Below are 15,039 nucleotides of genomic sequence, written 5' to 3'. Positions count from 1 at the left end.
CCTTGTCAATACTAGCGAATCAGCCTCTGCCGGAGGGGGATCATGTTATAGCGATTTTCGAGAGGGACTTGACTGACCGGTGGCTGGGGTTGGATCTTCTGTTTGAGACAGGCCAGACGATTAATTAGCTCTGGAGAGAGAGATCTCGGCAAAAAAAGGACCTCCACCGGCCGGGTCGTAATGTTCATATGGAGCATCCCCGCCTCGATCGCTTCCAGATCATCCTCCACCTCCGCCAGTTCATAGAGAGGGGGGGGATTTTCCTCCTGAAGCTTTTCCAGAATATTTCTTAAGTATCGTACCCAAACGCGGGGGTAACGAAAATCTTCGAACCCGCTGGCGGCAATATGATGCAGGGCACTCGCTGCCTTTCTCTGAAGACACCGGATATTCAGATGAGGGGCCGTCTTGACGACAAACTCCCCTTCCTGTACTATTCTAAGCCGCGCCTGCATTGGTTCTCCCGCCTTTCAGTTCTCATCATATAGAAAAACAGCCATCTTGCAAACCAAAAAGAAACGAAGTGAAAATATTTGTTGATAAGAGTCGTCCAAGGCATGACTTTTGCACTTCAGTGGGCTTTTAAAAAAAAGTGGACAGGGGCTATTCTTAAGAAGTATCTTTGTGTACACTATGATATTAGGTCTTACCGGCCGCAATGGGGCCGGCAAGGGGGAGGTTGTGCACTTCCTCAAAAAGAGCGGTTTTGAGCCCCTCTCCCTTTCAGACATCCTTCGGGAAGAGTTGACGCGCCGGGGTCAACCGGTCACCCGAGAAAATCTCATCGCCACCGGCAATGAGCTTCGGCGACATCACGGGGCGGGTGTCTTGGCCGAAAAAACCTTAGAAAAGCTCTCCGCAGATAAAAACTACGTCGTTGATTCGATCCGCAATCCGGCTGAGGTTGCCGTCTTCAGGAAGCGTCCCGATTTCAAGCTAATGAACGTCACGGCCCCGGAGAAGATCCGTTTTGACAGGATCAAAAAGAGGGGGCGCGAAAATGACCCTCAAACCCTGGACAAGTTCCGTCAGTTGGAGAAGGCAGAACTTGAGGGGAAGGACGAAAACACCCAGCAACTCCTCAAGACAGCGGCACTGGCCGACGGGACCATCGAAAACGACGGCACCCTTGTTGAATTGCAGGAGCGAATCGCCAAGATCGTGCAAAATCTCTCGGCCTCGATCGCCCGTCCTGATTGGGACGAGTATTTCATGAGCATTGCCAGGGTGGTCTCGCTCCGGAGCAACTGCCTGAAGAGAAAAGTCGCCGCGATCCTGGTGAAAGACAAACGAATCATTGCGACCGGTTACAACGGCACCCCCCGCGGCGTGAAAAACTGCAACGAGGGGGGATGCCCCCGTTGCAGCAGTCTGGCACCGTCCGGTTCACAACTGGAGGAATGTCTGTGCTCCCACGCCGAAGAAAACGCGATTACCCAATCGGCCTATCACGGCGTCAACATCAAGGGAGCCACCCTTTACACCACCTTTTCCCCCTGCCTGCTCTGCAGTAAAATGATCATCAATTCCGGTCTGACCGAAGTCGTTTTTAATCATAATTACCCCCTCGCAGAAATGCCGCTCAAACTCCTTCGGGAAGCCGGAATTAAAATTCGACAGATTTAATCACAGACCTGTTCCACTGAGTTGACTTCCTTTTTAACCTATTATAGCGTCCCCTGGACGAAAAGGAGGTTTCCCCCATGCCGTATGTGATTAATCAGGAGTGTCTCGGTGAACGGTACGCCGACTGTGTGGATGTCTGTCCGGTCAATTGCATCTACCCCGGAGATTATAAAGGTCAGGCCTTCATGGTGATCGACCCGGAGGTCTGCATCGATTGCGGGGCCTGTCTGCCGGAGTGTCCCGTGGAGGCGATCGTCGCCTCGGTTGATGAGGCCCCCGAATGGGCCAAGATGAATGCGGAGTATTCCCCTCAATACAAGGATAATGCCGCTATCACTCCCCGTCCACCCAATGATCCACCCAAGTTAAAACACCCTAATCCTGATCTGAAACCTTGAGCAAGACCACACCGAACCGTCTCCAAACCGATTGGGAAAGCGTCCAACGCTTTGTAAAGACCGAGTGGCCCCTCCTTACCGATTTTGATTTAAAAGAGATCGACGGGGAGTACGATCGCCTCGTCTTGAAAATTAAAGAACTCTACCACGGTCCCGCCTGGATTACCCAAGAAGCGGGGATTAAAGACAAGCTCCAGAATTTTTTAAATAGTTTATCATCCTGACTCTTATGGCGTTAATCACCAAAAATCCTTGCAAACTCAAGTTTGGGGATTCGGCCCCCGATTTTTCACTCCCCGGTGTCGATGACAAAACTTATTCCCTCGCCTCCTTCAAAGACAAAAAAATCCTCGTGGTGATGTTTACCTGCAATCATTGCCCCTACGTTCAGGCGTATGAGGAAAGGATTATCGCGGTACAACGAGATTATACCACCAAAGGGGTGCAATTGGTTGCGATTAACGCGAACGAGACCAAAAACTACCCGGAAGATAATTTTGAGAACATGGTGATCCGGACCAAAGAGAAAAGATACAACTTCCCCTACCTCCGTGATGAGACACAAAAAACGGCCAAGGCCTATGATGCCGCCTGCACGCCGGAAATTTATGCCTTTGATGAAAAGCGGCTTTTGCGCTTTCATGGAAGATTAGATGACAACTATGAAGAACCCGAAAAGGTCACGAAACAATTCTTGCGCCAAGCCTTGGACGAAATGCTCACCGGAAAACCGGTTTCGATACCGGAATCCCACCCGATCGGCTGTTCCATCAAGTGGGAGGGTTGACAGACCTTCCCCGTTTGTTTTAGGCTTCTCCCCTATCCGACGAAAGGGAAACAGACCATGACTAAGATTCAACTTGCCGAAAAATTAGACGATTTTGAGGGAAAAACCGCCGAGGAGGTTCTTGCCTGGGCCCTGAAAAAGTTTGGGGACAAGGTGGCGCTCGCCTGTAGCTTTGGGGCGGAGGATGTCGCCCTGGTCGATATGATGGTGAAGATTGACCCCAGGGCTCGAATCTTCTGTCTGGAGACAGGCCGTCTGAACCCTGAGACCTACGACGTGATGGACAAGATCCGCGACAAGTACAATATCACCATCGAGGTGATGTTCCCCAACACAACGGCGGTTGAAAAGATGGTCCGGGCCAAGGGGATGAATCTTTTTTATGACTCGATTGAAAACCGCAAGGAGTGCTGTGGCGTCAGAAAGGTGGAGCCGCTCAATCGGGCGCTGGCCACTGTCGATGCCTGGATTACCGGCCTGCGCCGTCAACAGTCGGTTACCCGAACAGCGGTCCCCAAGGTGGAGATCGACAGCGCCCATAACAATATTTACAAGATCAACCCGCTGGCGGAGTGGACGAGCGAGCAGGTCTGGCAATATATCAAGAAAAACGGCGTGCCGTACAATATCCTGCATGACAAAGGGTACCCCTCAATCGGCTGTGCCCCCTGTACCCGGGCGGTAAAACCGGGAGAAGATGAACGGGCAGGACGATGGTGGTGGGAAAACCCGGAAACAAAAGAATGTGGCCTGCATGTTAAAAAGTAATTTTAAGGAGGTAAAAATGAAAGCGGTTGTCCTTTCTGCAGTCGTCGTTGCCTTGAGTTTCTCGCCGACCCTCTTTGCCAAAGGCAAAACCGGGCACCCCGCCGGTTATCCAAAGATTTTCTCCGGAGGGGGGGCCAAGGCGGTTGGTCACAGCACCTTTAAATGGGAAAACCCTTCTGACGAGTTGATTGCCAAGGCGATGCACCAGCTGACGGCCAAACCACTGTTTGTGATTTACAACGAAAGGGTGACCAACCATCAGGACTGGGGCTCCATCTGCGAAAAGTTCAATGTCACCTATGAAAACCTCGAGGAAACCTTCAAAAATTTCCAGAAAACCTTTAGGGAAGAGGTGAAGGAGAAGGAAAAAAAGTTTGACGAGGCCTCTTCCACCCTCAAACAGGATAGAAAGGCCTGGAAGAAAAACCGCAAGAAGGCATGATCCCCGCCCCTACCGGCCTTTTCGATCCCGCCGCCCAGCATGATTCGTGCGGGACCGGGTTTGTCGCCAACATCCTGGGGTACAAGAGCCACGACATCCTGGAAAAAGGGCTGACGGCGGTCACTAATCTCACCCACCGTGGGGCAGTCTCTTCCGATGGCAAGACGGGGGATGGCGCTGGAATCCTGGCCCAGATCCCGACCAAGATTTTTAAGAGAGAAGTCAAACGTCTCGGTTACGAGTCTCCGGATGACGAAGATCTGGCAATCGGGATGATCTTTTTTCCCCGAAATGACCTGACCCGTGAGAGGTGCCGGCAAATCATCGAGGAGATTGTTGGAAAATACCAACTCACCCTCTTTGGTTGGCGACCGGTCCCGACGAACCCGGAGGCGCTTGGAGAAAAAGCGGCAAAAGTCCAGCCGGCGATTGAACAGATCCTGATCGGCCGTTCAGGTCCCGTTCCCAAAGCCAGCTTTGAACAGGTCCTTTTCACCATCCGCAAGGAGATTGAGGCCCACGTTCTGGAACTGTCAATCGACGATTTTTACATCCCCTCTTTCTCTTCCCGCGTCATCATCTACAAGGCCCTTTGCATCGCCCCTCAGCTTGCCGAATTTTATCTGGACCTCAAAAACCCTGACTTCGAAACCGCCCTTGTCCTCTACCACCAGCGGTTTTCGACAAATACCTTTCCGACCTGGGCGCTGGCCCAACCGTTCCGGTACTGCGCCCATAATGGAGAGATTAACACCATCGCCGGAAACCGAAACTGGATGAAGGCCCGTGAACCGGAGCTCTCTGTTTTTGAATGGTCCAAGACCCCAAAAACACTCCGGCCGATCATCCAGCCCAGGGGGAGTGATTCCGCCTCTTTCGACAATGCCCTGGAAACACTGATCATGGGGGGACGCAACATCCTCCATACCGCAGCCATGTTGATCCCCGAGGCCTGGGAAAACAAGACAGAGATGGATCCGGACCTGAGGGCCTTTTATGAATACCACGCCCTCTTTACTGAGGCCTGGGACGGCCCTGCCGCCATCGCCTTCTCCGACGGCCAGATCGTCGGAGCCCTCCTTGACCGAAATGGACTCCGCCCGGCCCGCTACATCGTCACCGATGACAATCTGATCATTATGGGTTCCGAGGTCGGTACGATTGAACTGGATGAACGCCGGATTATCAAGAAGGGAAGGTTGGGACCCGGAAAGATGATCGCCGTGGATACCGTCAGGGGGAAACTGCTCACCAATGAAGAGATCAAAAAACAGCTCTCTTCCTTCAAACCATACCGTCAATGGCTTGAGGAAAATCTCCTCGTACTCAAATCGAACGAGGAGACCTCAGCTCCCCCAAAAAAAGAACCGGCCGATCCCCTGACCCGCCGGCAGAAGATGTTTGGTTACTCGGAAGAAGAGATTCAATTGGTGGTCCGGGCGATGGCCATGGAGGCGAAGGACCCGGTCTTCTCTATGGGGGATGACACTCCTCTCGCGGTCCTTTCCGGTCGACCGCGCCTGCTCTACAGCTATTTCAAACAACTCTTTGCCCAAGTGACTAACCCGGCAATCGATCCGATCCGCGAGGCGATGGTGATGAGCCTCAACACCTACCTCGCCCCGCGCAAAAATATTTTTGCCGAGACACCGGAACATGCCCGGCGCCTGAAACTTTCTTCCCCAATCCTTCTGCCCCACCAGTTCGAGGAATTAAAAAATCGAAAGGAGACCGGGTTTGAGTCGGTCACCTTGCAGGCCCTCTTTCCTGTTTCAGACGGCCCGGAGGGGTTGGAAGAAACCCTCTTCGACCTCTGTGGCGCTGCCTCCCACGCCATTGAAGAAGGAAAAAGGATTCTCATCATTTCAGATCGTGACGCTGATGAACGAAGGGCCCCGATCCCGATGCTTCTCGCCGTGTCGGCGGTTCATCATCACCTGATCCGCGAAGGGCAAAGGATGATTGCAACGTTGGTCACTGAAACCGGCGATGCCCGTGACATCCATCATTTTGGCTGTCTGATCGGTTACGGGACGGCGGCAATCTACCCGTACCTCGCCTATGAAACACTCACCCATGAAATTGAAAGGGGGTTTTTACCCAATCTCGACCTGGCAACGGCCCAGCGGCGATTTCAAAAAGCGGTGGAAACAGGACTTTTGAAAATCATCTCCAAGATGGGGATCTCTACAATCAGCTCCTACCGGTCGGCCCAAATTTTTGAAGCGATCGGCTTACAGCGATCGGTTATAAACCGATACTTTACTGGAACCCCCTCCAGGGTCGGAGGGATCGGTCTGGAAGAGATCGCACGTGACACTTTGACTTGGCACAATCAGGCTTTTTCTTCTGACATTGTCCTTTCACTCGGCGGTTATTATCGTTTTCGCAGGGGCGAGGAGTACCATGCCTTCAATCCTGACGTGGTCAAGGCGATTCATGCCTCCGCCAAAAGCGGAGTCTATGAGGATTATAAAAAATACGCCAATCTGGTCCATGAAAGACCCCCTACCACCCTTCGTGACCTCCTCGAATTTAAGATCAGAGAACCGATTCCTTTAGAAGAGGTGGAACCGGTCGAAGAGATCCGAAAGAGGTTTACCACTTCTTCGATCTCCTATGGAGCCCTTTCGATCGAGGCCCACCGCGACCTGGCGATCGCGATGAACCGGATTGGAGCCAAAAGCGGGAGTGGTGAAGGGGGTGAAGACCCGGCCCGTTACAAACCGTTGCCGAATGGAGATTCCGCAAACAGCGCGATCAAACAGGTCGCCTCGGCCCGCTTTGGGGTCACGACCGAATACCTCCTCAATGCCAAAGAACTCGAAATTAAGATGGCGCAGGGGTCCAAACCGGGCGAGGGGGGACAACTCCCCGGGCACAAGGTCTCCGATGAAATCGCCCGCGTCCGGCACGCCCAACCGGGGGTAACGCTGATCTCCCCGCCACCGCACCATGACATCTATTCGATCGAAGATTTGAAACAGTTGATCTACGATCTCAAACAGGTTAGTCCCGAGGCCCGTATCGGGGTCAAGCTGGTCTCTGAAAACGGGGTCGGCACCATTGCGGCTGGCGTCGCCAAGGCCCACGCCGACGTCATTCTGATTTCCGGACATGAGGGGGGGACCGGGGCCTCTCCCGCCTCTTCCATCAAAAACGCCGGTTCCGCCTGGGAACTGGGGCTTGCCGAGGCCCAGCAAACACTCGTGATGAATGACCTGCGTGGAAAGGTACTGCTCCGTGTCGATGGCGGGATGAAGACCGGACGGGATGTCGTTGTGGCCGCCCTCCTGGGGGCCGAGGAATACGGTTTCGGTACCGCCCCGTTGATCGCTGAGGGGTGCGTGATGGCCCGCCAGTGTCACCTCAACACCTGTCCCGTGGGGGTTACCACCCATGATGAACAGTTACGAAAAAAATATGTCGGTACGCCGGAACGGATTATCCATTTTATGAACGGTGTGGCTGGCGAGGTTCGCGAGATTCTCGCCTCTTTGGGTTTTCGGTCTCTGGATGAGGTTATCGGCCGGGTCGATCTCCTCCAACCAAAAAAACGGGTCGAACAGGACAAGATCAAGCACCTCGATCTGTCGCCAATCCTGACCGATATCGACCCTGAAGGGAAAAGGGCCAAAAAGAGAAATACCCCCCGCAATAATTTCCCAATAGAACCGTCGCTCGATCAGAAGATCCTGCAGGATGGGCGGGCCGCCATTGAAGGCAAGGGTGATTCACCCAAGGGTGATCCACCCAAGGGTGTGTCACCCAGACGTTCCGTCAAGCTCTCGTACCCGATCCGTAATATCCACCGGACCGTCGGGGCCCGCGTTGCCGGAGAGGTCGCTAAACGATATGGAGACAAAGGCCTGCCCGATGGCATTTTGCTGGAATGTTCCTTTAAGGGAACTGCCGGTCAAAGCTTTGGGGCCTTTGCCGTCCCCGGTCTCCGGTGGATCCTGATCGGTCAGGCAAATGACTACGTCGGCAAAGGGATGACCGGCGGCGAGATTGTGATCCGGCCGCACCCGAAGGCCCGATACGCCTCCCACGAAAACGTGATTATGGGGAATACCGTCCTTTACGGGGCAACCGGTGGTTCCCTCTTCGCCTCGGGACAGGCGGGGGAGCGTTTCTGCGTCAGAAACTCCGGGGCCGTGGCCGTCGTTGAGGGGGTGGGTGATCATGGTTGTGAATATATGACGGGTGGGGTTGTGGTCGTTCTTGGGGAGGTTGGCCAGAATTTCGGGGCCGGCATGACCGGAGGGGAAGTCTACCTCTTTGACGAGCTGAAGAGTTTCGAATCCCGTTACAATCAGGAACTGATTGAACTCTCGCGCCTGGAAAACACCGAGGATGCCGACAAACTGCACCAACTTGTCCTGAAACATTTCGAATTCACCCAAAGCCCTCATGCCGAACGGATTTTAAAAAAATGGAACCGATTCCTCCCCCTCTTCTGGAAGGTTTCACCAAAAAACCTAAAACAGATCCAGAATCTTACCGCGGCTGTTGGGGAAACCGACCAACCGAAAGATTTTCAGCAAAATTTACGCGCCTGAAGACAAGGACCGATTCCACCGTCACCCCGAGGGCCAAAAACAAGAGGAGGAGTGCCACCACCCCGTTGATGATAGGGAGGACCCCAGCCGTTGCCTCACGAACCAGAACCTGCTGGTAGGCGACATCGATCTGTTTCAAGAGAGACCAGAAGGTGATGATCATCACAAAAACCATCGGAATCAGGGTGAACCAGTATCGCTTGCCGACCCGGTGGAGCCAGACGGTAATCGCCAGAAGGGTCAGGGAGGCGAGTAGTTGGTTGGAAGTTCCAAAAAGAATCCAGAAGAGTTTCCATCCCCCCTCCTGGGCATTCATAATAAAGAGGGCCGGGACCCCAACCGTCGCCAGTGTCGCCAGTGCCCCCGTTAACCGGTCAGTCCGACCGGTCTGACCGGTTCGACCGAAAAGCTCCTGCAGAATGTAGCGCCCCAAACGGGTCGTGACATCCAGTGTGTCGAAGACAAAAGTTGAGAACGCCATCGCCCCGAAGGTAATGGCAAACAGTAGATTTTCCTTACCGATCAATAGAGTCAGGAACTGACCGAGACCGGCCCCATAAATCGCACCGGGAGAACCTTTCACATCCCCCGGCGCCATGATCATAATGGTTGCCAGGGCGATCACCGCAACAAACCCCTCAAGCAACATCCCCCCATAACCGACCGGTTTGCAGTCCGATTCCCTGGCAATCTGCTTGGAGGTTGTTCCGGAACAAACGAGTCCATGGAAACCGGAGCAGGCCCCGCAGGCAATGGTGACAAAAAGAAAGGGAAAGAGAGATCCCGTCAACCCCGGGGCAGACCAGGTCTTGAACGATTCCTGCTGGATCTCATAACCGCCAAAGAAGATCCCGATCACCCCTAGAATCAGCGCCATATAAAGGATGAAACCACCCAAATAGCCGCGCGGTTGCAGGAGCATCCAGACCGGAAGGAGAGACGCAATAAAACAATAGACAAGGATGATCAGTCCCCAGGTCTGCTGGGAAAAGAGGAGCCAGGTAGAAATCTGGGTCCCAAACCAGACCACCGACAGGGTGGCCGGGACAAAGACGACCGTCAAGAGCCAGAGGGGGGGATTCCACCTCTTCTGGACCACCCCCATGAGGATCGCCAGCAGAAGATACATCGTGCTGGCCGCCGCCACCGCCCCTCCCCTTTCGAAACCGACCTGAACCCCTTCCAACTCCTCCACCCGGCCGACAAAGGTGCCCGCGGTGATGTCGGTGAAGGCGATAATGACATAGATGAGGGCAATCCATAAAAAAATCATCATCGCCAGCCAGGCCCTCTTGCCGATGTTCTGCTTGACAATCTCGGCGATGGAGTGGCCTCCATGACGGATACTCACCACCAGTGACGAAAAATCGTGGACCGCCCCGATGAAAACAACGCCGATGACGATCCACAACAGACAGGGGAGCCAACCAAACTGCTGGCAGGCAAGGATCGGCCCGGCAATCGGTCCGGCGGCGGCAATGGCGCTAAAATGCTGCCCTAAAAGATAAAACTTTTTTGTCGGTACAAAATCAACACCGTCATTCTGGAGGTGGGCCGGTGTCGGTGTAGCATCATTCAGGGCGTACTGGCGCGCGACAAACCGGCCGTACAAGGTGTAACCGACAAAAAGAAAAATGATAACCGCCCCGGCCAGAAGCGGAAGACTCAGCATAAAACCAACTTAGTAAAAAACAGTTTGCAAGAAAAGCCTTTTTTACCTTAAAAGGAGAGTCATGGGTTCCAGAAAACCATTGATCGGCATCATCGGGGCCTCCAAACCGAAAAATAATGACCTGAGTTATGCCCTTGAGGTCGGCCAGCGGGTCGCTTCCAACGGGTGGATCGTCATCTGCGGGGGACTCGAAGGGGTGATGGAAGCGGTCTCTCGCGGGGCCTCTGAAAAAGGGGGGGTCGTTGTCGGGATTCTCCCGCGGGGGAAGGCTTCTGAAGCCAACCGTTATGTCACTATTCCGATTGCCACCAACATGGGGTATGCCCGGAACGCCATTATCGCCCAGGCCTCTGATACCCTGATCGCGATCGGCGGCGGTCCCGGAACGCTCTCCGAGATCGGTCATTCCCTCGCCTTTAAGAAATTAGTCGTTGGGCTGGAAACCTGGCAAATCCCTGGTGTCATTCAATGCAGAACCCCTGCGGAAGCGGTCTCCCTCATTGAAAAACATCTGAAAAAGTCCGGTTTAATCTGATATAATCAGCAGGATGAAGCCTCTGATCGGTCTCGTCTTGTCCGGTGGCGGTGCCCGTGGCGCCTACGAGGCGGGCGTTGTCCACTTCATCCGAACGGCACTCCCCCAAAAAGATATCCGTTTCGACATTATCACCGGCACCAGTGTCGGCGCGATCAATGCCTGTTTCCTGGCGGCGACAGCCGATGATCCCCAATTACAGGGACGCGAGATCCGTCGGCTCTGGGAAACACTCTCCCCTTCCCGTATCTACAAGACGGGGGCCCTCTCTATTGGCAAGGCGCTCCTCCAGACCATCAAACATGACCTGTTGGGATGGATCAAGGAACGGCGTCGTGATGAAGCGGTCCCTTTCACCTTTTACAAATCGTTGCAAGATACTTCTCCCCTCCATGAGTTTCTGGGTCGTGAGATCCCCTGGCAAAATATCCCGCAAAATATGAAAAAAGGGGTCCTCGGGGCCCTGGCCCTTTCCACAACCGACATCCGGACCGGCCAACTGGTTATTTTTTTAGAAAAAACCTCTCCCCTGGCGTACATCGGGACACCGGATGCGGTGAAAACAACAATCACCGAGACCCATGCGATGGCCTCGGCCGCTATCCCGATTCTTTTTCCGCCGATCGAGGTCGATGGGGCCTATTATTGTGATGGGGGTCTCCGGCAAACAACGCCGATCTCGCCGGCCGTCGCCCTGGGGGCAGAAAAGGTGCTGATCATCGCGCTTCGCTATTCTCCGCTCCAACAAAAACCGGTAAAAAAAGCGGTTCCCCCTTCACTCGGGCATATTGTCGGCAAGGTTTTTAACTCCATTTTTCTGGACCATCTTGAATACGACCTGACGATGATGAAGAGGATGAACCGGATCATCGACTGGTCAACAAAATTGTACGGCCCCCAATACTTGGAGGAATTGAACAAGGCGATCGCCCAGGATGACATTCTGAAACATATCCCCCGCCGGGGAATCCGAAAGATCGAAGAGCTGACGCTCTACCCATCGGCCGATATCGGTTCAATGGCGGCCGACTTTGTCAGAAGAAACGGCTTCAAGATGGAGCTGGCCCTCTGGCACCGGATGTTTTTCAAGGCCACGCAAGCGGGTCAGGAAACCGAATCCGATCTGCTCTCCTACCTCCTCTTTGACCCGGCCTATCTCAAGGAATTGTTCGAACTGGGTTACGAAGATGCCCGGAGACAAAAAGACAAATTGATCCAGTTTTTTGAAGAAGAGGTTTTGGTTGGCAAGATCCGACGAGGTGAGACTGTTTTATAACAACCCCAATACCTTTCGATTAATGGAAGAGGAGGGGTAGTTGGCCAGTTGCCCGGGGGCGATCCAGCGAAAATCGGTATAAATGTTTTTCTGGGGCGTCCCGCCTTGAACCTCTCCCTTTACGACCGGAACTACGAACCGTTCGTTCATAATGGCATGGGAAACCTTGCCCATCAGAACGGTGTTCCGGATCCGGATCCCTAAAACCTTTTCGGTGATTGTGGAGAGCGAACCGGGGATCTCCTCATTTTTAAGATCAAAATTAGGAAACTCCCACAACCCTCCCATCCGTTTTTTTTGAGGCCTTTGGGCTAGAAGAAATTTTCCCTGCTTTTCGATCAAGGCTACCAAACGATACCGTTTTACATAAACAGTTTTCCATTTTTTTTCAGGAAGTTCTGCTTCGATTCCCAACCTTCTCGCTTCACAAAAGGATTGAAGAGGGCAAAAAAGACAGAGCGGCTCCTTCGGGAGACAAACGGTCGCCCCCAGTTCCATGAGGGACTGGTTGTGATCACCACACCGTTCCTGCGGCAGGAGAGAGCTCGCCCTGGTCCATAATTCTTCCAAAAGCGGCGTTTTTCGTGGATCCCCGCGGAGGGCAAAGAAGCGGGTCAAGACCCGAACCAGATTCCCATCCAGAACCGGAACTTTTTCATCGAAGGCGATTGAGGCGATGGCACCGGCGGTGTAACGACCGATCCCCGGAAGTTTCTGCAGCCCCTCCGTACCCTTTGGAAATTTCCCCCGATACTTTTTCACAAGGATACCGGCCGCCTTGTGCAGATTCCTCGCCCTGGAATAATAACCAAGACCGGACCAGGCGGTGAGGACCTTGTCCAATGGACTCTTCGCCAAGACCAGCAAGGTCGGAAATTTTTGCAAGAAGCGCTCATAGTACGGCAATACCGTCTTGACGGTTGTCTGCTGGAGCATGATTTCAGAAATCCAGATCCGGTAAGGATCCTTATTGGCGCGCCATGGGAGAACCCGCTGGGATCGGTCAAACCATTCCAGTAATTTTTTGGAAATATTAAAGGCCACTCGCTTGGGTATTGGAATCACGGCAGATCGAGGCAAATCCTGTCACAATCTTCCTGGCCATCTTTTGCAAACTGGAAAGATGAACCGGTGTCTCTTCCAAAATCCGCTCCACCTCGGTGGGAGTCAACTCTCCGTGCGACTCACCCACCCAGGTCCGGATCATCGCCTCGGTCATCTCTGGATGAAACTGGAGCCCATGAGCGTTCCCGTTAAAACAAAAAGCCTGACAGGGATAATGTTCGGATTTTGCCAGGCGATACCCTTCGACAGGGACATCAAAGGTCTCTTGATGCCACTGAAAAACAACCAATGGCTCTTTCAATTGGAAAAAGAGCGGGTTTCTCTTGGCAAACCAATCATCCAGGTGCACTTCATGCCAGCCGATTTCTTTTTTGGGCCCTTTGTAGACCTTCATCCCACAAGCCCTGGCAAGCATCTGGGCGCCAAGACAGATTCCCAGGATCGGCCTCTTTCGTTCCAGTGCCGCGACGATCAATTTTTCCTCGTTGGCAAGAAAGGGGTGCCTTTTCTGGTCATTGACGCTCATCGGCCCCCCCATTGAAACAATCCCGACGTAATTTTTGAAAAACTCCTCCTCCCCCGGAAGGGGGTCTCCCTTGTAAAGGTGCCGGACATCCAACTCAAATTTTTTCTCCTTCAACTCCGATTCAAGGGTCCCTAACCCTTCCGCGGAGGCATGTTGGAGGACAAGGAGTTTGGGCATCAAGGCTTCCCTCGATAAGCAGCGAAGGAGGTGTGCGTCTCCCAAACGCGGATTTCGGCCACAGGCAACCCTTGAGACTTGGCCTGGTCGTAAATTAGTTTCGCAATCGCCTCTGCGGTCGGATTCGTATCAAAAAGATAGACCGGTTCATCCAGTTTTTTAAGGGCTGGGACTAAAGGATCATCCTTGTGTAGGAGCATTTTGTGATCCAGTTCCCGGTCAATCCATCCTTTGACAATCTCCTTCAGGTCACCAAACTCGTAGAGGATGTGCCGTTTATCCAGTGTCTCGCTTTCAAGCTCGATATCGACCTTCGCATTATGCCCGTGGGGGTGCATACAGGGCCCGTTGTAGTTCATCAAACGGTGCCCGTAGCAAAAATGGATCTCTTTGGTGACCCTGTACATGAAGGTTTTTCTACCGTACCTTCCCCTGAATCGTCAACAGTCCTTTGAGCCTGGCATAGATAGTTGGATCGGGAATGCCCGCCTTGAGGAAATAGCGGTGTCGTTCTTCGCACCGATTGCAACCACCACAGTGTTTGCCTTTCCGCGGTTGGATGCAACTGAGTGTTAGGCCTAAAGGAAAATGCTGGCCCCGCCTGATAACAGCTTCTTTTGTCAAATGGGCGAAAGGACGTCGGATACCGATTTTACGGAGGAAGGCGATAGAGGCCAGACGTTCCAGTTGTTCAAAAAAAGAGTTTTGACTATCCGGATAGGGGTTGTTGGCAAGATGCCCCAGCATCACCAACGGGATCCCCTCCCGGGCCGCAAAGACTAAAACGGGAGGGACGAGTAACAGATTCCAACCCGGCAGGTAGACCGATTCATCAGAACTTTTGGCCAGAGGCACTCTCCAGCCGGACAAGGCCCAGTGGGTTGAGGGAAGAATTGTCGAGACAGGTAGCCGTAACTGGGTCAACGGTTTAATATTCTTATAAGGAAGGTGTCTTAAAAAATTTTGCAGGGCCTGAAACTGGGCCTTTTCGAACGAAACACAGGTTCTGACACAAACAGGATAAACCGTTTTCCCCTTCGCCGCCAACTCAGCAACGAGTACGGCGCTATCCAAGCCGCCGCTTGCCATGACAATAACAGTGTTGGGCCGCTGCCGTTTGAGCGCCTTCGATAAAACCCGTGCCATCAGTGGAGTTGCTGCCTTCATTTTCCTTTTGATTTTTCGGCCGCTCCCCTCTATAGCCT

The 15,039-nt window shown here is 53.2% G+C and carries 15 protein-coding genes; 9 read left to right on the top strand and 6 right to left on the bottom strand.

Annotation, left to right across the window (positions count from 1 at the left end):
• Positions 1-11: 11 nt before the first annotated feature.
• Positions 12-455 (bottom strand): hypothetical protein, encoded by a 444-nt coding sequence (locus HYS22_06615; protein MBI1909825.1) that lies wholly within the window; start codon positions 453-455, stop codon positions 12-14.
• A gap of 484 nt (positions 456-939) precedes the next feature.
• Between HYS22_06615 and HYS22_06610 the strand changes: the two genes are divergently transcribed.
• From HYS22_06610 to gltB, 7 genes are all read left to right on the top strand, one after another.
• Positions 940-1,626, top strand: coding sequence for a hypothetical protein (locus HYS22_06610; protein MBI1909824.1), 687 nt, complete (start codon positions 940-942; stop codon positions 1,624-1,626).
• Between the two features lie 77 nt (positions 1,627-1,703).
• Complete coding sequence (locus HYS22_06605) at positions 1,704-2,024, top strand: ferredoxin family protein (protein MBI1909823.1); 321 nt, start codon at positions 1,704-1,706, stop codon at positions 2,022-2,024.
• Positions 2,021-2,248: a hypothetical protein gene (locus HYS22_06600; protein MBI1909822.1), complete on the top strand. Its 228-nt coding sequence runs from the start codon at positions 2,021-2,023 to the stop codon at positions 2,246-2,248. Before HYS22_06605 ends, HYS22_06600 begins: the two co-directional genes overlap by 4 nt.
• A gap of 5 nt (positions 2,249-2,253) precedes the next feature.
• The gene (locus tag HYS22_06595) at positions 2,254-2,811 is read left to right on the top strand and encodes a thioredoxin family protein (GenBank protein MBI1909821.1); all 558 of its coding nucleotides are present in this window, start codon (positions 2,254-2,256) and stop codon (positions 2,809-2,811) included.
• Positions 2,812-2,868: 57 nt separating this feature from the next.
• The gene (locus tag HYS22_06590) at positions 2,869-3,579 is read left to right on the top strand and encodes a phosphoadenylyl-sulfate reductase (GenBank protein ID MBI1909820.1); all 711 of its coding nucleotides are present in this window, start codon (positions 2,869-2,871) and stop codon (positions 3,577-3,579) included.
• A gap of 16 nt (positions 3,580-3,595) precedes the next feature.
• The gene (locus HYS22_06585; GenBank protein MBI1909819.1) at positions 3,596-4,021 is read left to right on the top strand and encodes a hypothetical protein; all 426 of its coding nucleotides are present in this window, start codon (positions 3,596-3,598) and stop codon (positions 4,019-4,021) included.
• Complete coding sequence (gltB, locus tag HYS22_06580) at positions 4,018-8,583, top strand: glutamate synthase large subunit (protein ID MBI1909818.1); 4,566 nt, start codon at positions 4,018-4,020, stop codon at positions 8,581-8,583. Before HYS22_06585 ends, gltB begins: the two co-directional genes overlap by 4 nt.
• Here gltB and HYS22_06575 read toward each other — a convergent pair.
• Entirely contained in the window at positions 8,522-10,252 is a 1,731-nt protein-coding gene (locus HYS22_06575) for a carbon starvation protein A (GenBank protein ID MBI1909817.1), read from the bottom strand. The two genes, gltB and HYS22_06575, sit on opposite strands and share 62 nt — an antisense overlap.
• A gap of 64 nt (positions 10,253-10,316) precedes the next feature.
• On the opposite strand from HYS22_06575, the gene HYS22_06570 reads away from it, so the two are divergent.
• Together HYS22_06570 and HYS22_06565 are read left to right on the top strand one after the other, a co-directional pair.
• Entirely contained in the window at positions 10,317-10,790 is a 474-nt protein-coding gene (locus HYS22_06570) for a TIGR00725 family protein (protein MBI1909816.1), read from the top strand.
• A gap of 13 nt (positions 10,791-10,803) precedes the next feature.
• Complete coding sequence (locus tag HYS22_06565; GenBank protein MBI1909815.1) at positions 10,804-12,066, top strand: patatin-like phospholipase family protein; 1,263 nt, start codon at positions 10,804-10,806, stop codon at positions 12,064-12,066.
• Here the strand turns inward: HYS22_06565 and mutY are convergent.
• The 4 genes from mutY to HYS22_06545 are packed head-to-tail and all read right to left on the bottom strand — an operon-like array spanning position 12,061 to position 15,001.
• Entirely contained in the window at positions 12,061-13,110 is a 1,050-nt protein-coding gene (mutY, locus tag HYS22_06560; GenBank protein MBI1909814.1) for an A/G-specific adenine glycosylase, read from the bottom strand. The genes HYS22_06565 and mutY overlap by 6 nt on opposite strands.
• Entirely contained in the window at positions 13,100-13,834 is a 735-nt protein-coding gene (locus tag HYS22_06555) for a type 1 glutamine amidotransferase (protein ID MBI1909813.1), read from the bottom strand. The genes mutY and HYS22_06555 overlap by 11 nt, the downstream gene beginning before the upstream one ends.
• On the bottom strand, positions 13,834-14,241 hold the full coding sequence (locus HYS22_06550; GenBank protein MBI1909812.1) for a 6-carboxytetrahydropterin synthase: 408 nt from the start codon (positions 14,239-14,241) through the stop codon (positions 13,834-13,836). Before HYS22_06550 ends, HYS22_06555 begins: the two co-directional genes overlap by 1 nt.
• Positions 14,242-14,251: 10 nt before the next feature.
• The gene (locus HYS22_06545) at positions 14,252-15,001 is read right to left on the bottom strand and encodes a 7-cyano-7-deazaguanine synthase (protein MBI1909811.1); all 750 of its coding nucleotides are present in this window, start codon (positions 14,999-15,001) and stop codon (positions 14,252-14,254) included.
• Between the last annotated feature and the right edge of the window lie 38 nt (positions 15,002-15,039).

This window comes from Deltaproteobacteria bacterium, from assembly GCA_016177765.1.
GTDB lineage: Bacteria > UBA10199 > UBA10199 > JACPAL01 > JACOUP01 > JACOUP01.
The sequence above is the reverse complement of the archived record's forward strand: the minus strand, read 5'-3'. Positions and strand labels throughout refer to the sequence as shown.

Coding starts and splice junctions, on each gene's coding strand:
- HYS22_06565 (MBI1909815.1), top strand. CDS start 10,804: ATGAAGCCTCTGATCGGTCTCGTCTTGTCCGGTGGCGGTGCCCGTGGC.
- gltB (MBI1909818.1), top strand. CDS start 4,018: ATGATCCCCGCCCCTACCGGCCTTTTCGATCCCGCCGCCCAGCATGAT.
- HYS22_06545 (MBI1909811.1), bottom strand. CDS start 15,001: ATGAAGGCAGCAACTCCACTGATGGCACGGGTTTTATCGAAGGCGCTC.
- HYS22_06555 (MBI1909813.1), bottom strand. CDS start 13,834: ATGCCCAAACTCCTTGTCCTCCAACATGCCTCCGCGGAAGGGTTAGGG.
- HYS22_06550 (MBI1909812.1), bottom strand. CDS start 14,241: ATGTACAGGGTCACCAAAGAGATCCATTTTTGCTACGGGCACCGTTTG.
- HYS22_06590 (MBI1909820.1), top strand. CDS start 2,869: ATGACTAAGATTCAACTTGCCGAAAAATTAGACGATTTTGAGGGAAAA.
- HYS22_06570 (MBI1909816.1), top strand. CDS start 10,317: ATGGGTTCCAGAAAACCATTGATCGGCATCATCGGGGCCTCCAAACCG.
- HYS22_06585 (MBI1909819.1), top strand. CDS start 3,596: ATGAAAGCGGTTGTCCTTTCTGCAGTCGTCGTTGCCTTGAGTTTCTCG.
- HYS22_06605 (MBI1909823.1), top strand. CDS start 1,704: ATGCCGTATGTGATTAATCAGGAGTGTCTCGGTGAACGGTACGCCGAC.
- HYS22_06615 (MBI1909825.1), bottom strand. CDS start 455: ATGCAGGCGCGGCTTAGAATAGTACAGGAAGGGGAGTTTGTCGTCAAG.
- HYS22_06610 (MBI1909824.1), top strand. CDS start 940: ATGAACGTCACGGCCCCGGAGAAGATCCGTTTTGACAGGATCAAAAAG.
- HYS22_06595 (MBI1909821.1), top strand. CDS start 2,254: ATGGCGTTAATCACCAAAAATCCTTGCAAACTCAAGTTTGGGGATTCG.